Below are 19983 nucleotides of genomic sequence, written 5' to 3' on the forward strand. Positions count from 1 at the left end.
AAAACGCTGCGAATAGCGTCGTCAGTTTCCGGTAATTCATGGTTTGTCCCTCATTGTTGGTCTGCGCGGATGCGGACATATGAGGGAGCGGGCGCCGGCAAATCCAATATGATCGGCAGAGGGCAGGCAGCGGAAAATCCGCTGGTGAGATATGGCCCCACGCTAGTCGAGTTTGTTCCAGAGCGGATAGGCCAGTGGACCGAGTGTTTCGATCAACCCGGTGAGTGCCGTGCGGACGGCGCCGGCGATGCCTATCTCGTTGCGGATCGAGGGGCGCTGCGCCGATGACGCGAGAAATAACGTTCGTCGAATTGGCGGCATGGCGATGGGCTGCGCGTCGAGCGTCCCCGCGCGAACGTCGTCGACGACGGAAAAATACGGCAGGATGCTGGCTGCGAGGCCGCGGTTGACCAGGCTTTTCATGGCAGAGACCGAACGAACCTCGTAGGCGACTTTGAGTTCAAGGCCGAGATCGCGGGCCACGCGCGATACCGCGCTGCGTACGGTGTCGCCTTCCTCCGGCATAGCAAAATTCCGCTCGAGCGCATCGGCAAACGGGATCGGCCTGCCGTTACGGCCGTCCGGTTGAGTGACGAGAACCAGTTCGTCCTGCAGGAAGGCAGTGCGTGACACCTGTGGCAGGTCCGGAATATCGTAACAGAGGATCAGGTCGACCTCGCCACGCGACAGCATTTCGACAAGAACGTGACTCATCGCTTCGACCATGCTGAGCGAGACGCCCGGGACCCGTTCGCGAACTGCGATGGCGATGTCGGAGCCGCAAGCGAGCATCAGGGCGGGGGTTATGCCGAGGCGGACTGCTTCGACATCGTCGCCTTCGCAGGCGGAAACCTCACGGCGGGTTTCTTCGATAAGCCGCAGGATGTCGCGGGCGCGGGAATAAAGCAGCTTGCCGGCCGCGGTCGGTTCGACACCGCGCGAGTGGCGAACCAGCAGCGAAATGCCGAGATCTTCTTCGATCTGCCTGATCTGCATTCCCAGCGCTGTCTGCGCGACATGAAGCTGCTCCGCGGCCCGCGTCATGTTTCCGGCGTCGACGACACCGACGAAGTATTTCAGTTGCCGGAAGTTCATAGGTCCGTCCGCTCCGCTGGCGGCACAATTCTAGCCGATCTCCGTACCGGGCGGCACTCTTGCGTGGTGTACCGGAGTTCGCCAAGGTGCGGTTTCGGTCAATTCCTACTCTCAATCACTCGGCGATGATCTCCACCACGCTTGAAAACGATCTCCGCGCCGCGATCCGCTCGATCCCGGACTATCCCAAGCCCGGCATCGTGTTCCGCGACATCACCACGCTGTTGGGCAACGCACGGGCGTTCCGCCGCGCGGTGGACGAGCTGGTGCAGCCCTGGGCCGGCATGAAGATCGACAAGGTCGCCGGCATGGAAGCGCGCGGCTTCATCCTTGGCGGCGCGGTGGCGCATCAGGTTTCGGCCGGCTTCGTGCCGATCCGCAAGAAGGGCAAGCTGCCGCACGCTACGGTGCGCATCGCCTATTCGCTCGAATACGGCATCGACGAGATGGAGGTTCACAAGGACGCGGTCGAGAAGGGCGAGCGCGTCATTCTGGTCGACGATCTGATCGCGACCGGCGGAACCGCGGAAGGCGCCGTGAAGCTGATGCGGCAGCTCGGCGCCGAGGTGCTGGCCGCCTGTTTCGTGATCGACCTGCCGGAACTCGGCGGCGCCGATAAGCTGCGCAAGATGGACGTGCCGGTGCGCACGCTGATCTCGTTCGACGGGCATTAGCGCGTGATCCCGAAAAGTGGGAACCGGTTTTCGGATCGGATCAGGCGCAAAACAAAATAAGATGACTATCGCCGCGGCCCCCACGGCCCGGGCGGCAGGCCGGGCAGGAACGGCGTGTCGCCGCCCTGTTGCGGCTGGCTCGGCTCCCCCGGCGCGTCGCCCCAGGGACCGTGTGTTGGTCCGTGTGTTGTTCCGTGTATTGATCCCTGCGTCGGGCTTTGCGGCGGCTCCACCGGCGGAAACGGATCGTCCTGCGGCAACTCTCCTGGCGGCGGCAGCGAGAGTGGTCCCGGGTCGTGTCCGCCGGCGAACTGCACCAGCGCCGCGACGCGCGCCTCGACCGAGGGGTGGGTGGCGAACAGATCGGAGAAGCCCGAACGCGGATTGTCGATGCACATCTCCATCACCGCGGAGGTCGCGCCGGGCATCTCGCTGCGGTTCTCGATCTTGCGCAGCGCGGAGATCATGGCGTCCGGGTTTTTCGTGAGTTCGACCGCGCCGGCATCGGCGAGGAATTCGCGCTTGCGCGACAGCGAGAAGCGGATGACGGCCGACAAGAGCCATGCCACGGCGATCAGCACCATCGCGATGACGATGACGAGAAAGGCGCCGCCCTTGCGGTCGCCGTCGGAGCGGCCGCCGACGCGGAAACCGCGATAGAACATGCTGCGGAACACGAATTCCGCGACAAAGCCGATCACGCCGGCGATGATGACGGCGATCACCATCATGCGCACGTCGCCGTTGCGGATGTGGGTCAACTCGTGGCCGAGCACTGCTTCAAGCTCGGCGTCGTCAAGGCTGTCGATCAGTCCGCGCGTCACCGTGATCGAATATTGCTTCGGATTGAGGCCGGTGGCGAAGGCGTTCAGCACCGGCTCCTCGGCAATGCGCAGGGAGGGCATCGGAATGCCGCGCGAGATGCAGAGGTTCTCGAGCAGATTGTAGAGGCGGGGCGCCTCGGCCCGCGTGACTTCGTGGCCGCCGGTCAGGGCGTCGATTATCGACTGGTGGAATTTCCAGGCGATGAAGATCCAGACCAGCGTGCCGATCGTTGCGACCGGCAGCGCGACGATCAGATCGTTGAGCGCCTTCGCGACGAGGAAATCGAGCGGCGCATTGCCGTATTGCCAGGCCTCCGCGACCAGCGCGCCGGCGAACACCATCACATAGACCAGGAAGAACAGGCCGATCAGCAACAGCGCCGAGCGGCGCTTGTTCGCCTGGATATGGGTATAGAGACCGTAGGCGGCCATTCCGTTTCCTCTACCTCTCCCTGCAAGGGGGAGGTCGCCCGCCGGAGTGGAACGGAGGCGGGCGGGTGGGGGTCACGTTGCGGCGGGGGCAGCGAAATGACCCCACCTCGGACCGCCTGCGGCGGCCCGACCCTCCCCTTTCAGGGGAGGGTAAAGCGAGTTTCAAAATTTCACGCTCGGCGCCTGCTCGAGTTGCGGGCGCGCATCGCCGAGATCGAAGAAGGTGTGCTCGCGGAAACCGAAACTCGCGGCGAACAGCGCAGCCGGGAACTGCTGGATGCCGGTGTTGTACTCCTGCACCGCGTTGTTGAAGAAGCGCCGCGCGGCCGCGAGCTTGTTCTCGATGTCCGACAGTTCGGTCTGCAACTGCTGGAAGTTCTGGTTCGCCTTGAGGTCGGGATAGGCTTCCGACAGCGCGAACAGCTGGCGCAGCGCGCCGGTCAGCGCGTTTTCCGCCTGCACCTTCTGGTCGAGGCCGGGCGCGGCGACCGCGGCGTTGCGCGCGCGTACCACGGCATCGAGCGTCGATTTCTCGTGCGCGGCATAACCCTTCACCGTCTCGACGAGGTTGGGGATCAGGTCGCTGCGCTGCTTCAGCTGCACGTCGACGTCGGCGAAGGCCTGGTTGACCCGTTGCCGCATGGCGACCAGGCCGTTGTAGATCGAGATCGCCCAGAGAGCGACGACGACGATGACGCCAAGGACAATCCAACCGGTCGTGGACATCGAATTCCTCCCGAATGACGCGGCACAGAAACGCTCGCGCCGGCGAAGCCTATCCTAGATAGGTCCGCCGCGGCATTCGGCAATGGAATACCGGCCGCCGGCAAACGGAATTTTGTCTGCTGGCAAATCTCTGATTTCGTTATGGAATTAGCTCGCCTCGCGGAAGCGGACGGCCGCCTCGAGATCGACCGAGACGAGTTGCGACACGCCGCGCTCGGCCATCGTCACGCCGAACAGCCGGTTCATCCGCGCCATCGTGATCGGATTGTGGGTGATGATCACGAAGCGGGTGTCGGTCGACTTGGTCATCTCGTCGAGCAGGCTGCAGAAGCGCTCGACGTTGTGGTCGTCGAGCGGCGCGTCCACTTCGTCCAGCACGCAGATCGGCGCCGGATTGGTGAGGAACACCGCGAAGATCAGCGCCAGCGCGGTCAATGCCTGCTCGCCGCCCGACAGCAGCGAGAGCGTCGAGGGCTTCTTGCCCGGCGGCTTGGCGAGGATTTCGAGGCCGGCTTCGAGCGGATCGTCGCTCTCGATCAATTGCAGTTCCGCGCTGCCGCCGCCGAACAGCTGCGTGAACAGCCGCTGGAAGTGCTCGTTGACGCTGGCGAACGACGAGAGCAGGCGCTCGCGCGCCTCGCGGTTGAGGCTCTGGATGCCCTGACGCAGCTTCTTGATCGCCTCGATCAGGTCGTCGCGCTCGGTGGTGAGCGCCGTGTGCTTGCCCTCGATCTCGCGCAGCTCTTCCTCGGCGCGCAGGTTGACCGCGCCAAGCCGCTCGCGCTCGCGGCGCAGCCGTTCGAGCGAGGTTTCGATGTCCGCGATATCGGGCGGCGTCTCGTGGGCCTTCAGTTCCGCGAGTTCGGCGAGCGCGGTCGGCTCGCATTCCAGCATGTCGTGGATCTCGCGCTCGATCTCGGTGGCGCGGCGCTGCGCGGCGCCGAGTTTTTCCTCGGCGCGGGCGAGTTCCTCGCGGGCGGCGCTGGCGGCTTCGAGCGCAGCGCGGGCCTCCTTGTCGGCCTCGGCCAGCGCATTTTCGCCTTCGGCCAGCCGGTCGGCGGCGGCGCGGCGGTTGGCTTCCGCGCTCTCGACCTCGGTGATGAGCGCCGAGCGCTTCTCGGCGAACAGCTGCGGCGCGTTCTCGAGTTCGGTGCGCTCGCGGCGGGCGTCGGTGACGCGCTGGTCGAGCGTGGCGATCTGGCCCGCCGCGCCGTCGCGGCGCGCGCTCCAGTCATTGCGCTCGTTGCCGATCGCCTGCAGGCGGCGGTCGGCCAATTCGGCCTCGCGGACGATGGCCTGCTGCTCGGCGCGGATTTCCGCGAGCTTGGCGCGCTTGGCGGTGATGTCCTCACGCACCGCGGCGAGCTTCTGCTCGGTGTCGGCGACGGGTGCGAGGGCGGCGAGACCGGCCTCGGCTTCGGCCTTGGCGGCTTCGGCTTCGTCGCGGCTCGTGGTGAGGCGGCTTCGCGCTTCCGACAGCGCGGAGAGGCGCGCGGCCTGGCGGTTGAGGTCGCGTTCGCGCGAGCGGGTCTCGACCTGCGTTGCGCCGGCGGCAACGAAGGCGGCCTGCGCCGTTTCGAGGGCCTGACGTTTGGTCTCGACCTCGGCACGGGCCGGGGCCAGTTCGCTTTCGATTTCGGTGAGCCGGTTGCGCTGGGCAAGGCGGCGGGCGGCGCCGGTCTGCGCATGGGCCGCGGCGGTGAAACCGTCCCAGCGCCACAGGTCGCCCTCGGTGGACACGAGCCGCTGGCCGGGCTTCAGCGCGGCGGCGAGACGATTGCCGGTGTCGCGATCCACGACGCCGATCTGGGCGAGGCGGCGGGCGAGCGCGGCGGGCGCCTGAACGTGGCGGGCGAGCGGGGTGACGCCATCCGGCAGCGCCGGATCGGCCGGATCGACCGGCACTTCCGACCAGCGCATCGGCGAGGAGGGGTCGGTCGGCGCGTCGAGATCGTCGCCGAGCGCGGCGCCGAGCGCCTTTTCGTAACCCTTCTCGACCGAGATGTTGTCGATCACTGGCGGCCACAGGTTCTTGGTCTCGACGGCCAGCACCTTCGACAGCGTCTTGGCTTCGGTGTCGAGCCGTTGCGCGCTGCGTTCGGCTTCGGCGAGCGCGTTGCGCGCGGTCTCGACTGCGTCGCGGGCATTGTTGTGCGCGGCCTCGGCGGCGACGGCCGCCGCTTCCGCTTCGCTCAGCGCGGCCTGCGCGCCTTCGACGGCGGCGGCGAGCGGCGTGTCGTCGGAGGTGCGCAGCGTCGCAAGCTCGCGTTCGATGTCGGCGATCTCGCTGGCGTGACGCTGCGCGCGCTCGGCATGGCCGCGCGCGGCGTTTTCAAGCTGCTGGCGGCGCGCCGACAGATCGGCGAGTTCGGCGGTCAGTTCCGAGAACACTTTTTCGACCGCGTTCAGGTCGCTGTCGGCTTCCGCGACACGGGCGTCGACGCCGCTGCGGCGGCCGGCGCTTTCCTGCGCCTCGCGGCGCAACGTTTCTTCCTCGCCGGTGAGGCGGGCCAGCGCGGCTTCCGCGTCGTCCGCGAGCTTCTTCTCGCGTTCGGCGTCGGCGGCGAACTGCACGAGGCGGGTGTCGAGTTCGGCGATGCGGTCCTTGGCGCGGGTTTCCTCGCGCTCGAGTTCCTGCACGGCGAGGTTGATCCGGTGCAGCGCGGCGGCGGCCTTGGCCTCGGCGTCGCGTAGCGCGGGAAGCCCGGCCTGTGCGTTGGTCTGTCGGGTTGCGGTGGCAGCCTGCGCCGCGACCCGCTCGGCCACCAGCGCGGTGCCGGCGACCTTGGCATGCTCGGCCTCGACCACTTCGGCATTGGCGCCGGTCCAGCGCAGGTGGAACAGCATGGCCTCCTGCTTACGCACCTGCTGCGACACGGTGCGGTAGCGGATCGCCTGCTTGGCCTGCTTTTTCAGGCCGTCCATCTGGGCGGCGAGCTGGCCGATCACGTCCTCGACGCGCTGCAGGTTGCTTTCGGCAGCCTTGAGCCGCAGTTCCGCCTCGTGGCGGCGCGCATGCAGGCCGGAAATGCCGGCGGCTTCTTCCAGCACGCGGCGGCGCTGCTCGGGTTTCGCCTGGATGATCTCGCCGATGCGGCCCTGATGGACGAGGGCGGGCGAGCGGGCGCCGGTCGAGGCATCCGCGAACACGATCTGCACGTCGCGGGCGCGGACTTCCTTGCCGTTGATGCGGTAGGTCGAGCCGGCCTCGCGCTCGATGCGGCGCGCGATCTCGATCTCGTCAGTGTCGTTGAAGGAGGCGGGTGCGGAGCGGTCGGAATTGTCGGCGAGCAGTGCGACTTCCGCGGTGTTGCGCGCGGGCCGCGTGTTGGAGCCGGAGAAGATCACGTCGTCCATGTTCGAGGCGCGCATGGACTTGTAGGAGGACTCGCCCATCACCCAGCGCAGCGCTTCGACAAGGTTCGACTTGCCGCAACCGTTCGGCCCGACCACGCCGGTCAGGCCCGGCTCGATCAGAAAGTCGGTCGGTTCGACGAAGGATTTGAATCCGAGCAGCCGCAGCCGCGTGAGCTTCATACTGTTGGCCTCGACCCGCGCCCGAAAGCGCCGTGGTTGATCGTTGGAAATCGCGTCAAGACTCGCGTCCCGTTCCGGGCAACGCCCCGGTCAGTCTTGCTGTGACGCCGCATCGGGCCGGAGAATGAATCGGGCGCGGTCCGGTAGCAACCGCCGCGTATTCTTTTCCAGACGATTCCGCTGGCCGGGCGCGGCTCAAGGGGTGCCGGAACGCCGCCGGGCCGCCGCTCGGAGGCGAAAAAGCCTTATCCCGCCTTGAGATAGGGCTCGACCAGCTTCGCCAGCTCGTCGATCGGCAGGTCGCCGGCGTGACGTTTTCCGTTGATAAAGAAGGTCGGCGTCGAATTGATCTTGAGTTTGTCGATCGCCTGCTTGCGGTTGGTTTCGATGCCGTTGAGCATCTCCTGATTCGCAAGGCATTTCTCGAAATCCTGCTCCGAGAGGCCCGCCTGTTTGGAGATTGTCTTCAGCGGTTCGAGCGGCTGACGCACCACCCACGTCGTCTGCTGGTGGAACAGCGTGTCGACCATCGCATAGTATTTGTTCGCGTCGCCGTTCGCCGCGCAGCGCGCGAGCATGAAGCCGGCGGCGGCCAGCGGATCGAGCGGAAATTCGCGCAGGATGTAACGCACCTTGCCGGTGTCGATGTAGCGCTTCTTCAGTTCGGGAAACGTCGTGACCGCGAAGTGCGCGCAGTGGCTGCAGGTCATCGACGCATATTCGTGGATCGTCACCGGCGCCTTGGCGTCGCCGAGCACCATGTCGCCGAGCGGGCCGGTGACCGCGAGGTCGGCGGCGGAGGCATCCTGCGCCATCGCGGGCGCGCTCCAGGGCGACAGTCCGGCGAAGGCGGTGGCGAGGGCGATTGCTGCGGTGCCTTCGCAGAATTGGCGGCGGGTAATCGTCACGTTTGGCTCCTTTGATGGCCGGCGGCCATGGGGCTGATCTTGAACCTCGCTATCGCGAAACCGATAGCATGGCAATTGTGCGCCTTTTGCGGCTTTGACGGTGCGGCGGGGTCAATTTCGCTTGATCCCTGGGTGATTTCAGCGGCTTTTCAGGCTGGCGCCGAGGCGGGCCAGCGCCGCCTTCAACCCCTCGTCGGTGCCCTCGGGAATGGTGCCGGCGACCTGTTCCACCAGCGCCGGATCGGGGGGAGCCGGCGGCTCATGTTTTTCCGGATGGTGCAACGGCGCCTGCCGCAGCGCGAGCTTGCCGATCGCCTGCCAGCCGAAGAAACGGTTGACCCGCTCCAGGATCACCGCCGACTGATGCTGGATTTCGAGCGCCATCGGCCCGTCGACCCGCAGCACCAGCGTTGCCGGTTCGGGATCGTTCTCATCCGTCTGCCGCGGCCAGGTGATCTTGATCGGTTGGGAATGCGCGGCGATCTCGTCGCCGGCGATGTCCGCCCAGCGGGTCACGAGTTCGGTCGAGGCAAAGCCCTGCTGCGCGAAACGCTCGCTGATCGTCCGGTGCAGCAGGTCCGAGAGCGGCCGGGGAAAACTGCGCGAGGGCTTGGTCAAAGGCTTGGTCTTCGATGCGGGGGCTGTGCCATCGTCGGCCCATGACCGTAGCAGCCCGCAAGGCGCCCCGAAAGAAAGCCGCCGGCCTTGTCCGCGCTATCCCACGTGGCCTGCCGGACGCGGCCGACCTGCTCGCCTGGTACGACCGCCATCGCCGCATTCTGCCGTGGCGGGCGCGGCGCGGCGAGCGGGCCGAGCCTTACCGGGTCTGGCTCTCCGAGATCATGCTGCAGCAGACCACCGTGAAGGCGGTCGCGCCTTATTACGCGCGGTTCCTGTCGCGCTGGCCGACGGTCGGGGATTTGGCGGCGGCCGCGCTCGACGACGTGCTGCGCGAATGGGCGGGGCTCGGCTACTACGCCCGCGCGCGCAACCTGCACGCCTGCGCGATCGCGGTCGCGCGCGAGCACGAAGGCATGTTCCCGCGCGACGAGGCGGGCTTGCGCGAACTGCCCGGCGTCGGGGCCTATACGGCGGCGGCGATCGCGGCGATCGCCTATGACGTGCCGGCAGTGCCGGTCGACGGCAATATCGAGCGCGTCATCGCGCGGCTCTTCGCCGTGGAGGACGAACTGCCGAAAGCGAAGCCGGAGATTTCCCGGCTCGCATTGTCGTTGCTTCCGCCGGAACGCTCGGGCGATTTCGCGCAGGCGATGATGGATCTCGGCGCGACGATCTGCACGCCGAAGAAGCCGGCCTGCGCGCTGTGTCCGTGGATGGATAAATGCGAGGCGCGCAAGCGCGGCGATCAGGAAACGTTCCCGCGCAAGACGCGCAAGCGCGCGGGCGACCTGCGGCGCGGCGCGGCCTTCGTTGCGCTGCGCGCCGACGGCGCGGTGCTGGCGCGCAACCGGCCGCCGCGCGGCCTGCTCGGCGGCATGGCGGAGGTGCCGGGCAGCGAATGGTCGAAGGACTTTGACATTACCGATGCGCTCGCCGCCGCGCCGAAGCTCGGCAAACCACAATCCAACAAGACGTCATGGCAAAAGCTGCGCGGCACGGTCAGCCATGTGTTCACGCATTTTCCGCTGGAACTGACGGTGTTTCTCGCCCGCGTGCCGCAGGGCACCAAAGCCCCGGCCGGGATGCGCTGGGTCGCCGGCGAGCAGCTCGCCGGCGAGGCCTTTCCCAATGTGATGCGCAAAGTTCTCCTTCATGCTTTAGATGACGCCGCGCAAGATCAGGCGGGGAAACCTCATGGCCGCAAACGCACCCGAAGCTGAGTGGAAGCCGAGCACGCGCTATCCCGATCCGTCCATCGTTTCGCTCGACGCCAAGTTCGACAAATACAAACTGCCGCTGTCGAACGTCGAACGGCTCGCGACCGGCACGCGCTGGGGCGAGGGGCCGGTGTGGTTCGGCGACGCGCGCTGCCTGATCTGGAGCGACGTGCCCGGCAACCGGATGCTGCGCTGGGACGAGGAAACCGGCGCGGTGTCGGCGTTCCGCAAGCCATCCAACAATTCCAACGGCAACACCCGCGACCGGCAGGGCAGGCTCATCACCTGCGAGCACCTGACGCGCCGCGTCACGCGCACCGAATATGACGGCGCGATCACGGTGATCTGCGACAATTATCAAGGCAAGCGACTGAACTCGCCGAACGACGTGGTGGTGAAGTCGGACGGCTCGATCTGGTTCACCGATCCGATGTTCGGCATTCACGGGTTCTACGAAGGTGAGAAGGCGGACTCCGAACTGCCGATGAATGTCTATCGCGTCGACGGCAAGACCGGCGCGGTGACGGTGGCGGCCGACGGCATCAATGCGCCGAACGGGCTTGCGTTCTCGCCGGACGAGAAGACGCTCTACATCGTGGAGTCGCGCAGCGCGCCGCGCACCATTCTCAGATTCGACGTGACCGGCAACGGCGACAGGCTGGCCAACCGCAAGCTGTTGATCGATTCAGGTCCGCACGGCACGCCGGACGGTTTCCGCGTCGACATCGACGGTAACCTGTGGTGCGGCTGGGGCATGACGCCGGCGCTCGACGGCGTGCGCGTCTTCACCGCCCAAGGCGAGCCGATCGGGCACATCTCGTTGCCCGAACGCTGCGCCAATGTCTGCTTCGGTGGACGCCACCGCAACCGCCTGTTCATGGCGGCTGCGCATTCGCTGTATTCGCTCTACGTCAACACGCAGGGCGTGGCCGGCGGTTAAACCACCGGGATGCCGGCCTGCGCGGTGAGCAGCGCGTTGCGCTGATCCTGCGTCATCGGCTTCGGCTTTCGGTTGACCGCCTTCTTGTTGATCTTGCGCTTGGCGATGCCGTTGAGCTTCTTGTCCGTCGCCTTCTCTTCCTTGAGGTTCGCGGCGAGCAGGCGGGCGACCTGCGTGTGGCCGAGCGCTTTCGCCCAGGCGACCAGCGTGCCGTAGCGGGTCATCTCGTAATGCTCGACGGCCTGCGCGGCGCCGATCAGCGCGGCGTTTAGCACCACCTTGTCGGAGACGTCGCTGGCGATGTCGTTGGCTTCTTCGAGAATGCCGTCGATCGCGGGGCATTTGGTGCCCTGCGGCTTTTCCTTGAGCAGCTTGAAGGCGCGCTCAAGCCGCTTCACCTGGCCGCGGGTCTGCTTGAGGTGCGCCTGAAAGCCGCGCTTCAATTCGCTGTCGCTGGCCTTCTTGATCATGTCCGGCAGCGACTTCTCGATCTGCCGTTCGGCATAATAAATGTCCTGCAAGCTATGCAGAAATAGGTCTTTCATCGTCGCGATATCTGCGGAAAACCAACCCATGGCACCCTCCTGTTGGCGCGCTGCCTTTTGTGGTTGCCATCAATAAGCTTTTGCCCGCCGAAAAGTTCCGGCAAACTCCGCGGACTTGCCCAATTCAGAACCCAAACGAGGACTTTCAATGACTATTCAGCGCCACGACGTCGCCGCCCGCATGAGCAAGGCGGTGGTCCACGGCAACACTGTCTATCTTGCCGGCATCGTCGCCAACGACCCCAAGGGCAAGGACACCACGGCGCAGACCAAGGACATCCTGGCGCAGATCGACGGCTTTCTGGCCAAGTGCGGCACCGACAAGTCGAAGCTGCTGACCGCGAATATCTGGATCACCGACATGAAGAACTTTGCGGCGATGAACGCGGTGTGGGACGCCTGGGTGTCGCAGGGCAATACGCCGGCGCGTGCGACCGTCGAGGCGAAGCTCGCGACCCCGGATTATCTGGTCGAGATCATGTTGGTGGCGGCGAAATAGCCGCGGGAGCCGGGAATGGCCTTCGACTTCGAAACTCTGGTGCCGGCGGGTTCGCCGGCGCCGGCGGTGCGCTGGACCGGCGCGCCGCGCTTCAATTTCACTGGCGGCAACAACGATCCGGCCGGCGTACCGGTCGAGGGGCTTAAACGCGCGGCCGATGCGGTGCTGACGCGGGAGGGGCGCACGCTTGCGACCTACGGTCTCGAGAGCGGGCCGCAGGGCTATCGCCCCTTGCGCGAGTTCCTCGTCGGCAAGCTCAAGCGCGATGCCGGCATGACCTGCACGGCGGACGACATTCTCATCGTCTCAGGCTCGCTGCAGGCGCTCGATCTCGTCAACGGCGCGCTCGCTGCGCGCGGCGACACCATCATCTGCGAGCGCGACTGCTACGAGGGCACGCTCAACCGCTACACCCGCATGGGCCTCAACGTCGTCGGTATCCCGACCGACGGCGACGGCATGCTGATGGACGCGCTCGAGACGGCACTGGCCGATCTTAAAGCGCGCGGCGTGCGGCCGAAATTCGTCTACACCATTCCGACCGTGCAGAACCCGACCGCCACCATTCTCTCGATGGAGCGGCGCGAGACGCTGCTGGCGCTGGCCGATCAATACGGCGTGCCGATCTTCGAGGACGACTGCTACGCCGACCTGATCTGGTCGGGCGAACGCCCGCCCGCGCTCCACGCCATGAGCAAGTCGGCGAACGTCATTCACATCGGCTCGTTCTCGAAGTCGATCGCGCCGGCCTTGCGCGTCGGCTTCATCGTCGCGCCGTGGCAGATCATGGCGCGGATGCTGGCGCTCAAGACCGACGCCGGCTCCGGCGCGCTGGAGCAGATGGTGCTGGCCGAATACTGCGTGGCGCATTTCGCCACCCATGTGCCGCAGATCCGCAAGAACCTGCAGGCGAAGCTCGACACGCTGGTGGAGTCGCTCGGCGAGCAGTTCGGCACCGCGGCCGAGTTCGACTATCCGCCCGGCGGCATCTTCCTCTGGGTTAAGCTGCCGGACCAGGTCGACACCATGAAGCTTTACAACGCGGCGCTGGCCGAGGGCGTCGCCATCAATCCGGGGCCGAACTGGTCGGCCGACAAGGCGTGGAGCAAAAGCCGGATGCGCCTGTGCTTCGCCAGCCCAAGCCACGAGGACATTCGCGCCGGCATCAAGGTGCTGGCCGATGTCTGCAGCCGCGAGTTCGGCGTGCCGGTGCGGAGCGCCAACAAGGCGAGGTGAAGTCATGTCCGACCACGGCATCCTTGCGATCTGGAACGACGCGCGGCCCGGCCGCGAAGGCGATTTCGAGACCTGGTTTCAGGGCGAGCATATCGAGGAGCGGCTTGCGGTGCCCGGCTTCCTGTTCGGCCGCCGCCACCGCGCGATCTCCGGGTCCAACGGCTATTTCAATTTCTATCTGACGCAGACGCCGGCGACGCTGACGTCCAGGCCCTATCTCGAACGCCTCGACAATCCGACGCCGATGACGCGGATGATCATGGAGGAGGTGTTCGCCAATATGAATCGCACGGTGTGCCGGCGGGCCTACCGGCATGCCGGTTTCCGCGGCGCTTATGCCGTTACGGCGCGTTTCAGCGCGGCACCGGACGAAGCGGCGCTGAAGGCCGAAATCGCGCGGCTCGCCGCCGACCCGGCGCGCGTCGTCAACGGCGAAATCTGGATCGCGCTCGATCCGACAGGCATGCCGGTCTCGAAGGAAGAGCAGCTGCGCGGCGGCGATAAAAAGATCGCCGGCTGCCTGATGATCGACACGCTGCAGCAGAAAGACGCCGAGGCGATTGGCGTGGAGCTTGCGCAGAAATTCCCCGACACGGAAGTCGGCGTGTTCCGCGTGCTGTGCCAGCTCGGGCGCGGCGACCTTTAGCTAGCCGACCCGCGCTTCCGCCGGCACGATCGGCGGCTTGGCGTTGAGCGCATCGACCTGAAAGCCGGCGACGCGCTTGTAGTTCGCCGCGATGCCTTCCAGTTCCTGCTGCGACAGCACTTCGGTGACGACGTTGTAGCCGTTCGGCGCGCGCTCCTCGACGAGCTGCATCACCTGTTCCGGCCCGTTGCCGCGATTGAGCAGCACGAGCTGTGTCGTCGCGGGCCGGCGCTCGGCCTCATAGGCCTCCAAGGCGGCCTGCGTCTCGCCCTTCGCCGCGATCTCGCGCGTCAGCACGCGGGCATCGAGGATCGCCTGCGACGCACCGTTCGAGCCGATCGGATACATCGGGTGCGCGGCATCGCCCAGAAGCGTGACGCGGCCGAAGGTCCAGCGGTCGAGCGGGTCGCGGTCGACCAGCGGATATTCGAAGCAATAGCGCGCGTTGCGGATGAGGCCCGGCACGTCGAGCCAGTCGAAACGCCAGTCCGTAAACCACGGCAAAAACTCTTCGAGCTTGCCCTGCCGGTTGTAGTCCTCGCGCCGCCACTGGTAGTCCGGCGGCAGATGCCGCTCGGCGATCCAGTTGATGACCGGCTTGCCGCGCTCGGTTGCGGCGTTGTCGATCGGGTAGCAGACGAATTTCAGCGTCTCGTGGCCGGCCATGATCATGGTGCGGCCGGACAGGAACGGCGCGCCATCGGTCACGCCGCGCCACAGGATACGGCCGTTCCAGATCGGCGGGCCTTCCTGCGGGTAGAGCTTGCCGCGCATCGCGGAGTGGATGCCGTCGGCGCCGATCAGCAGCGCGCCCTGATATTCGCCGGCGCTCTTGCCGTCGCGGCCGGTGAAACGCGCGGTCACGCCGTCCGCGGTCTCGGTCCAGTCGGTCAGGTGATGGCCGGTGAGGATGTTGTCCGAGCCGATCCGCTCGCGCGCGGCGTCGAGCAGCAGCTGGTGCAGCGTGCCGCGGTGGATCGAGATTTGCGGCCACCTGTAGCCGGCCTCGATACCGCGCGGCTCGCTCCAGATCGGCTTGCCGTGCTTGGAGAAGTAGGCGAGCTCCTTGGTGCGGATGCCGGTTTCCTCGAGCCGGTCCAGCAGGCCGAGGTCGATCAGCTCGCGGCAGGCATGCGGCAGCACGTTGATGCCGACGCCGACCGCCTTCAGCTCCGTCACGCTTTCGAAGACGCGGACCGGCACGCCGATCTGATGCAGGCTGAGCGCAACGGTCAGTCCGCCGATGCCGCCGCCGGCGACGAGAACAGTCATTCAGAAACCCCCACAGCACGCAGTACTTGCGGGGTTTTTCTCACAAACGGCGGGGAGTGACAATTGCGGCCAGGGCTGCGGGTAAAGGCCGCGAGCCGGCTCAGACCGTGGCCATCTCGGCGCGGATTTTCGCCCGCAGTTCGTCGATCAGCGTCAGGCCCTTCGGCGTTTCGAGGTGCCAGAAGGTCCAGCCGTTGCAGGCGTCGAGCCCCTGCGCCACCGCGCCCATGCGGTGGATCGAGCCGACCTTGTCGCCGAGGGTGATGGCGCCATCGGCACGCACCAGCGCCTTGTGGCGCTTCTTGGCGTCGGTGAGCTTCGCGCCCGGATTGATCAACCCGCGCTCGATCAGCGCGGTGAACGGCACGCGCGGTGCGTCGCGCGCGGTCATGAACGGCGCGAGCGTCGGCGCTTCCAGCGGCTGGACGTCCGCGATGCGCCTTTCGGCGGCCTTGATATAGGCTTCTTCACGCTCGAAGCCGACGAAACGGCGGCCGAGATGCTTGGCCACGGCGCCGGTGGTGCCGGTGCCGCAGAACGGGTCGAGCACGAGGTCGTCGACGCGCGAGCTGGAGAGGATGACGCGGGCGAGCAGCGCCTCCGGCTTCTGGGTCGGGTGCAGCTTCTTGCCGTCGCGGCCCTTCAGCCGCTCGTCGCCGGTGCAGAGCGGCAGCGTCCAGTCGGAGCGCACCTGCACGTCCTCGTTGCCGGCTTTCAGAACTTCGTAGTTGAAGGTGTAGCCCTTGGCGTTCGGCTCGCGCGCGGCCCAGATCATCGTCTCGTGCGCGTTGGTGAAACGGCGGCCGCGGAAATTCGGCATCGGATTGGTCTTGCGCCAGATCACGTCGTTGAGGATCCAGAAGCCCATGTCCTGCAGGATCGTGCCGACGCGGAAAATGTTGTGATAGCTGCCGATCACCCACAGCGTTCCGGCGGGCTTCAGGACGCGGCGGCAGGCGGCAAGCCAGTCTCGCGTGAACTCGTCATAGACCTTGAAGCTGGCGAACTGATCCCAGTGATCGGTGACGGCGTCGACATGGCTGTCGTCCGGCCGTTTCAGGTCGCCCTGAAGCTGGAGATTGTAGGGAGGATCGGCGAACACGAGGTCGACCGACTCGGCGGGCAAGGCGTTCATCCCGGCGACGCAGTCACCGGCGACAACACGATGCGCACTCTCTGAAACTCCACGGGGCGCCCGTGAGGGCGCCCCGCGACGCGACACTACCATGACTCAGGACTCTGACTCAGGCGACGCGGTCGGCGACGCGGGACCTACAACCGACAGGCCTGCACTATGGCGGCGCACGGTTAAAAATAAGTGCATAAAAGCAATGGCTTAGTGGGCAAGAATTGCCTAGCGGCGGCGTTGATGAAGCATGTCGTATAGTTTTTCTTCCGCGATGAAACGGCGCCAATTGAATTGGCGTTTAGGCTTCGGCAATGATTGAGGCGGACAGCACGGGACGGCATCAATGCGTTGGGATGATTTTCGCCGCAGCGACAACATCGAGGATGACCGAGACAGCGGTGGCGGCTTCGGCGGCGGTCCGGGCGGCGGTTTCCAGATTCCGATCGGCGGCGGCCGCGGCGGTCTCGGGATCGGCACCGTCGTGGTGCTCGGCCTGATCGGCTGGGCGCTCGGCATCGACCCGTCGATCCTGATCGGCGGCGCGGAGATGATCAACAACTCGACGCGCCCGAGCATCGAGCAGACGCAAACGAATCGTCAGACCGGCAAGCCGACCGACCAGACCGGCGACTTCGTTGCCGCCGTGCTCGGCAACACCGAGGATGTGTGGACCGAGGTGTTCAAGCAGGGCGGGCAGACCTATCGTCCGCCGCGGCTGCGGCTGTTCCGCGGCGCGGTGCAGGGCGGTTGCGGCTTCGCGCAGGCCGCGATGGGGCCGTTCTATTGCCCGACCGATCGCCGCGTTTATCTCGACACCGCATTCTTCACCGAGATCGAGCAGCGCTTCCGCGGCTGCACCGGCAAGGCGTGCAAATTCTCGCAGGCCTATGTCATCGCGCACGAGATCGGCCATCACGTCCAGAACTCGCTCGGCATTCTCGACAAGGCGCATCAGGCGCAGCAGGCCGCGGGCAACCGCACGGCGGCGAACCGCATTCAGGTGCGCGTCGAATTGCAGGCCGACTGCTTCGCCGGCATCTGGGCGAACCGCTCGGAAGCGCGCAAGAGTTTCCTTGATGCCGGCGATATCGACGCCGCGCTGCAGACTACGACGGCGATCGGCGACGACACGCTGCAAAGAAAATCGCAGGGGCGGGTGGTGCCGGATGCTTTCACCCACGGCTCGGCGGAGCAGCGCAAGCGCTGGTTCATGACCGGCTTCCAGTCCGGCAAGGTGTCGTCCTGCAATACGTTTGCGGCGTCGGATTTGTAATGAGTTCGTCGTCATGGCCGGGCTTGTCCCGGCCATCCACGACTTTTTTGATCTTGCGTCAGTAAGACGTGGATGCCCGGCACAGGGCCGGGCATGACGGAGTGAGCGATGGCCGGCATCGACGAGGCAAGACAGTTCATTCCGCTGCGGATCGCGGTGCTCACCGTGTCGGACACCCGCAAGCTCGCGGACGACAAGTCCGGCACGACGCTGGTCGAGCGTCTCGAGAAGGCCGGCCATGCGCTCGCGGACCGCAAGATCGTCACCGACGACGTGCGGAAAATCCGCGCGCAGGTGAAAAAGTGGATCGCGGACAAGAAGATCGACGTGGTGATCTCGACCGGCGGCACCGGCTTCACCGGCCGCGATGTGACGCCGGAAGCCGTCGAGCCGCTGTTCGAAAAGAAAATGGACGGCTTTGCGACGATGTTCCTGCTGGTCAGCGAGCGGAAAATCGGCACCAGCGCGATCCAGACCCGCGCCACCGCGGGCGTTGCGAAGTCGACCTACATCTTCTGCCTGCCCGGCTCGCCCGGCGCCTGCAAGGATGCCTGGGACGACATCCTCGTGCATCAGCTCGACTATCGCTACCGACCCTGCAACTTCGTCGAGATACTGCCGCGGCTCGACGAGCATCTGCGGCGGGCCAAGGCGCGCGGCGCGACGGCCTAGGCATGGTCAGCGCCGCGGAATTCCGAAAGCTGGCGCTCCAGTTCGAGGGCGTTGAGGAGAGGCCGCACTTCGACCGGGCGGCGTTTCGCGTCGTCCGCAATTTTGCGACGCTCGCGCCGGACAAGAAGTCGGTGAACTTCAAATTCGCGCCCGACGAGCAGGCAATGAAATGCGCGGTGCATCCGCAGGCGTTTTCCCCGGTACCGAATGCCTGGGGCGCGCAGGGCTGGACCACCGCCGTCTTGTCGAAGCTGACGGCGGCGGAGGCGCGCGATGCGCTCGCGCTCGCGTTCCGGCACGCGCAACCGAAGCCGAAAAAACGCAGCCTCGGCAAATCCCGTCGCTGACGTCGAAACAACGAGGTTCCGATGCCCGAGAAGGTTCTGAAAGGCGGCTGCCTGTGCGGGGCGGTGCGCTACGAGGCGACCGCCGAGCCGCTGTTCGAAGGTTTTTGCCACTGCCGCGACTGCCAGCGCGTGTCGGGGACCGGCCATGTTCCGGTGATCGGCGTGCCGAAAGCGGCGTTCTCGTTCTCCGGCAAGACGACAGCCTATGCCGCGCCGGGCACCACCGGCGGCCGTCACTTCTGCCCGGTCTGCGGCGGGCAGCTGTTCGGCATGCCCGGTAGCGCGCCGGAGATGGTGACGATCTATATCGGGAGCCTCGACGACCCGTCGGTGTTTGCGCCGACCGTCGCGATCTTCACCCGGTCGCGTCATGCCTGGGACAGGAATGCGATGACGCTTGCCGAGTTCGAGGCGTTGCCGCCGGGCTGACGGTTACAGCGTCAAATCCCAGTATTCCGCGACGACATCCTTGCCCCAGCTTTTCTTCGTCTCGCTGGAGGTGAGGGTGAAACCGGCCTTCTCATAAATGTGCCGTGCGGCGCCGAGCACCGAGTGGGTCCACAGCGTGACCTGTTTGTAGCCGGCGGCGCGGGCGAACCTGACGCACTCCTCGGTCAGCTTCTTGCCGAGGCCCAGCCCGCGCGCCTTCGGATGCACGAGCAGCAGACGCAGACGCGCCACCCGCGGCGTTGCCTCTTCCGGCTTGTCCTTCACCAGCATCACCGAGCCGACATTCTCGCCGTTGAGGTCGGCGATCCAGCAGGCCTCCCACTTCGGGTCGTGGTTGTTGACGTAGTCGGCGACGATGCCGGCGCACAGTCCCTCGAACGGTTCGGTCCAGCCGTATTCGTGCGCATAGAGTTCGCCATGCGCGGCGACGATCCCGCCGAAGTCGCCGTGACGCGGGGCGCGCAGGGTCACGTAGGGCTTGTTCGGGGTTTGCCCGGCGCCGCCGACGAGTTGCTGAACCTCGTCCATCGCCGCGATCAGCCGGCGTTGGTCGTTCGCCGGCATGGTCTTCAGCATCGCCGTGATGTCGTCGATTGTCTTGCGCTCCATCGGGGCGAAGGCCTTGCTGCCGCGCGCGGTCAGCGAGATCAGGCTCTGCCGCCTGTCCTTCAGGGAAGGCTTGCGCGAGACGAGCCCGCGTTTCTCGAAGGCGCGCAGGATGCGGGAGAGGTAGCCGGCATCGAGCCCGAGCGCGGCGATCAGGTCGGTCGCCGTCGCGGTGCCGAGCCGGGACAACTCATAGAGCACGCGCGCTTCCGCGAGCGAAAACGGGCTGTCGAGCCAGCCCTCGTGCAGCACGCCGATCGCCTGGGTGTAGAAGCGGTTGAAACGCCGCACCGCAGCGATCCGCTCGGTCGTCTCCGTCATGCTTGACACTGTC

The 19983-nt window shown here is 66.2% G+C and carries 19 protein-coding genes and 1 pseudogene; 10 read left to right on the forward strand and 10 right to left on the reverse strand.

Features of this window, described 5'->3' with window-relative positions; all coding sequences use genetic code 11:
• Window positions 1–162: 162 nt before the first annotated feature.
• Entirely contained in the window at window positions 163–1095 is a 933-nt protein-coding gene (locus AB7F10_RS05840) for a LysR family transcriptional regulator (RefSeq protein WP_428559748.1), read from the reverse strand.
• A gap of 125 nt (window positions 1096–1220) precedes the next feature.
• On the opposite strand from AB7F10_RS05840, the gene AB7F10_RS05845 reads away from it, so the two are divergent.
• Window positions 1221–1769, forward strand: coding sequence for an adenine phosphoribosyltransferase (locus tag AB7F10_RS05845; RefSeq protein WP_428560044.1), 549 nt, complete (start codon window positions 1221–1223; stop codon window positions 1767–1769).
• Window positions 1770–1834: 65 nt separating this feature from the next.
• Here the strand turns inward: AB7F10_RS05845 and AB7F10_RS05850 are convergent, their stop codons facing one another.
• From AB7F10_RS05850 to AB7F10_RS05870, 5 genes are all read right to left on the reverse strand, one after another.
• Window positions 1835–3025 (reverse strand): M48 family metallopeptidase, encoded by a 1191-nt coding sequence (locus tag AB7F10_RS05850; RefSeq protein ID WP_428559746.1) that lies wholly within the window; start codon window positions 3023–3025, stop codon window positions 1835–1837.
• 162 nt (window positions 3026–3187) lie between these two features.
• Entirely contained in the window at window positions 3188–3751 is a 564-nt protein-coding gene (locus tag AB7F10_RS05855; RefSeq protein ID WP_428559743.1) for a LemA family protein, read from the reverse strand.
• Window positions 3752–3898: 147 nt separating this feature from the next.
• On the reverse strand, window positions 3899–7288 hold the full coding sequence (smc, locus tag AB7F10_RS05860; protein WP_428559741.1) for a chromosome segregation protein SMC: 3390 nt from the start codon (window positions 7286–7288) through the stop codon (window positions 3899–3901).
• Between the two features lie 245 nt (window positions 7289–7533).
• Window positions 7534–8196, reverse strand: a complete 663-nt coding sequence (locus AB7F10_RS05865) for a DsbA family protein (RefSeq protein ID WP_428559739.1) — start codon at window positions 8194–8196, stop codon at window positions 7534–7536.
• A gap of 138 nt (window positions 8197–8334) precedes the next feature.
• A complete protein-coding gene (locus AB7F10_RS05870) occupies window positions 8335–8814 on the reverse strand; it encodes a DUF721 domain-containing protein (protein ID WP_428559737.1) in 480 nt (159 codons plus the stop codon).
• A 41-nt stretch (window positions 8815–8855) separates the two neighbouring features.
• Here AB7F10_RS05870 and mutY point away from each other — a divergent pair, with 41 nt between their 5' ends.
• Complete coding sequence (gene mutY, locus AB7F10_RS05875) at window positions 8856–10037, forward strand: A/G-specific adenine glycosylase (RefSeq protein WP_428559735.1); 1182 nt, start codon at window positions 8856–8858, stop codon at window positions 10035–10037.
• Window positions 10012–10974, forward strand: a complete 963-nt coding sequence (locus AB7F10_RS05880; protein ID WP_428559733.1) for an SMP-30/gluconolactonase/LRE family protein — start codon at window positions 10012–10014, stop codon at window positions 10972–10974. Before mutY ends, AB7F10_RS05880 begins: the two co-directional genes overlap by 26 nt.
• Before the next feature lie 77 nt (window positions 10975–11051).
• On the opposite strand, the pseudogene AB7F10_RS05885 reads toward AB7F10_RS05880, so the two are convergent.
• Window positions 11052–11549 (reverse strand): annotated as a pseudogene (locus AB7F10_RS05885) (ferritin-like domain-containing protein); the annotation flags it as partial.
• Between the two features lie 118 nt (window positions 11550–11667).
• Between AB7F10_RS05885 and AB7F10_RS05890 the strand changes: the two are divergent.
• From AB7F10_RS05890 to AB7F10_RS05900, 3 genes are read left to right on the forward strand one after another with little or no spacing between them, the layout of a single operon-like run.
• Window positions 11668–12018, forward strand: coding sequence for a RidA family protein (locus tag AB7F10_RS05890; protein WP_428559729.1), 351 nt, complete (start codon window positions 11668–11670; stop codon window positions 12016–12018).
• 15 nt (window positions 12019–12033) lie between these two features.
• Window positions 12034–13254, forward strand: coding sequence for a PLP-dependent aminotransferase family protein (locus AB7F10_RS05895; protein WP_428559727.1), 1221 nt, complete (start codon window positions 12034–12036; stop codon window positions 13252–13254).
• A 4-nt stretch (window positions 13255–13258) separates the two neighbouring features.
• On the forward strand, window positions 13259–13900 hold the full coding sequence (locus AB7F10_RS05900) for a hypothetical protein (protein ID WP_428559725.1): 642 nt from the start codon (window positions 13259–13261) through the stop codon (window positions 13898–13900).
• Here AB7F10_RS05900 and AB7F10_RS05905 read toward each other — a convergent pair whose 3' ends face one another.
• A complete protein-coding gene (locus tag AB7F10_RS05905; RefSeq protein WP_428559723.1) occupies window positions 13901–15172 on the reverse strand; it encodes a flavin-dependent oxidoreductase in 1272 nt (423 codons plus the stop codon).
• 100 nt (window positions 15173–15272) lie between these two features.
• Window positions 15273–16400, reverse strand: coding sequence for a site-specific DNA-methyltransferase (locus AB7F10_RS05910; protein WP_428559721.1), 1128 nt, complete (start codon window positions 16398–16400; stop codon window positions 15273–15275).
• Window positions 16401–16644: 244 nt separating this feature from the next.
• On the opposite strand from AB7F10_RS05910, the gene ypfJ reads away from it, so the two are divergent.
• The 4 genes from ypfJ to AB7F10_RS05930 all read left to right on the forward strand — a co-directional run bounded on the left by ypfJ (window position 16645) and on the right by AB7F10_RS05930 (window position 19022).
• Complete coding sequence (ypfJ, locus tag AB7F10_RS05915) at window positions 16645–17574, forward strand: KPN_02809 family neutral zinc metallopeptidase (protein WP_428559718.1); 930 nt, start codon at window positions 16645–16647, stop codon at window positions 17572–17574.
• A gap of 108 nt (window positions 17575–17682) precedes the next feature.
• Window positions 17683–18246 (forward strand): molybdenum cofactor biosynthesis protein B, encoded by a 564-nt coding sequence (gene moaB, locus AB7F10_RS05920; RefSeq protein WP_428559716.1) that lies wholly within the window; start codon window positions 17683–17685, stop codon window positions 18244–18246.
• A 2-nt stretch (window positions 18247–18248) separates the two neighbouring features.
• A complete protein-coding gene (locus AB7F10_RS05925; protein WP_428559714.1) occupies window positions 18249–18593 on the forward strand; it encodes an MmcQ/YjbR family DNA-binding protein in 345 nt (114 codons plus the stop codon).
• 21 nt (window positions 18594–18614) lie between these two features.
• Window positions 18615–19022 (forward strand): GFA family protein, encoded by a 408-nt coding sequence (locus AB7F10_RS05930; RefSeq protein ID WP_428559712.1) that lies wholly within the window; start codon window positions 18615–18617, stop codon window positions 19020–19022.
• 3 nt (window positions 19023–19025) lie between these two features.
• On the opposite strand, the gene AB7F10_RS05935 is transcribed toward AB7F10_RS05930, so the two are convergent.
• Window positions 19026–19970: a bifunctional helix-turn-helix transcriptional regulator/GNAT family N-acetyltransferase gene (locus tag AB7F10_RS05935; RefSeq protein ID WP_428559709.1), complete on the reverse strand. Its 945-nt coding sequence runs from the start codon at window positions 19968–19970 to the stop codon at window positions 19026–19028.
• Window positions 19971–19983: the final 13 nt, after the last annotated feature.

The sequence above is a fragment of the Pseudolabrys sp. genome, from assembly GCF_050250095.1.
Lineage (GTDB): Bacteria > Pseudomonadota > Alphaproteobacteria > Rhizobiales > Xanthobacteraceae > Pseudolabrys.

What these genes read in the sequence shown, in the direction of transcription:
- AB7F10_RS05840 (WP_428559748.1), bottom strand. Translation starts at nt 1,095, where the DNA reads ATGAACTTCCGGCAACTGAAATACTTCGTCGGTGTCGTCGACGCCGGA.
- AB7F10_RS05845 (WP_428560044.1), top strand. Translation starts at nt 1,221, where the DNA reads ATGATCTCCACCACGCTTGAAAACGATCTCCGCGCCGCGATCCGCTCG.
- AB7F10_RS05850 (WP_428559746.1), bottom strand. Translation starts at nt 3,025, where the DNA reads ATGGCCGCCTACGGTCTCTATACCCATATCCAGGCGAACAAGCGCCGC.
- AB7F10_RS05855 (WP_428559743.1), bottom strand. Translation starts at nt 3,751, where the DNA reads ATGTCCACGACCGGTTGGATTGTCCTTGGCGTCATCGTCGTCGTCGCT.
- smc (WP_428559741.1), bottom strand. Translation starts at nt 7,288, where the DNA reads ATGAAGCTCACGCGGCTGCGGCTGCTCGGATTCAAATCCTTCGTCGAA.
- mutY (WP_428559735.1), top strand. Translation starts at nt 8,856, where the DNA reads ATGACCGTAGCAGCCCGCAAGGCGCCCCGAAAGAAAGCCGCCGGCCTT.
- AB7F10_RS05880 (WP_428559733.1), top strand. Translation starts at nt 10,012, where the DNA reads ATGGCCGCAAACGCACCCGAAGCTGAGTGGAAGCCGAGCACGCGCTAT.
- AB7F10_RS05890 (WP_428559729.1), top strand. Translation starts at nt 11,668, where the DNA reads ATGACTATTCAGCGCCACGACGTCGCCGCCCGCATGAGCAAGGCGGTG.
- AB7F10_RS05895 (WP_428559727.1), top strand. Translation starts at nt 12,034, where the DNA reads ATGGCCTTCGACTTCGAAACTCTGGTGCCGGCGGGTTCGCCGGCGCCG.
- AB7F10_RS05900 (WP_428559725.1), top strand. Translation starts at nt 13,259, where the DNA reads ATGTCCGACCACGGCATCCTTGCGATCTGGAACGACGCGCGGCCCGGC.
- AB7F10_RS05905 (WP_428559723.1), bottom strand. Translation starts at nt 15,172, where the DNA reads ATGACTGTTCTCGTCGCCGGCGGCGGCATCGGCGGACTGACCGTTGCG.
- AB7F10_RS05910 (WP_428559721.1), bottom strand. Translation starts at nt 16,400, where the DNA reads ATGGTAGTGTCGCGTCGCGGGGCGCCCTCACGGGCGCCCCGTGGAGTT.
- ypfJ (WP_428559718.1), top strand. Translation starts at nt 16,645, where the DNA reads ATGCGTTGGGATGATTTTCGCCGCAGCGACAACATCGAGGATGACCGA.
- moaB (WP_428559716.1), top strand. Translation starts at nt 17,683, where the DNA reads ATGGCCGGCATCGACGAGGCAAGACAGTTCATTCCGCTGCGGATCGCG.
- AB7F10_RS05925 (WP_428559714.1), top strand. Translation starts at nt 18,249, where the DNA reads ATGGTCAGCGCCGCGGAATTCCGAAAGCTGGCGCTCCAGTTCGAGGGC.
- AB7F10_RS05930 (WP_428559712.1), top strand. Translation starts at nt 18,615, where the DNA reads ATGCCCGAGAAGGTTCTGAAAGGCGGCTGCCTGTGCGGGGCGGTGCGC.
- AB7F10_RS05935 (WP_428559709.1), bottom strand. Translation starts at nt 19,970, where the DNA reads ATGACGGAGACGACCGAGCGGATCGCTGCGGTGCGGCGTTTCAACCGC.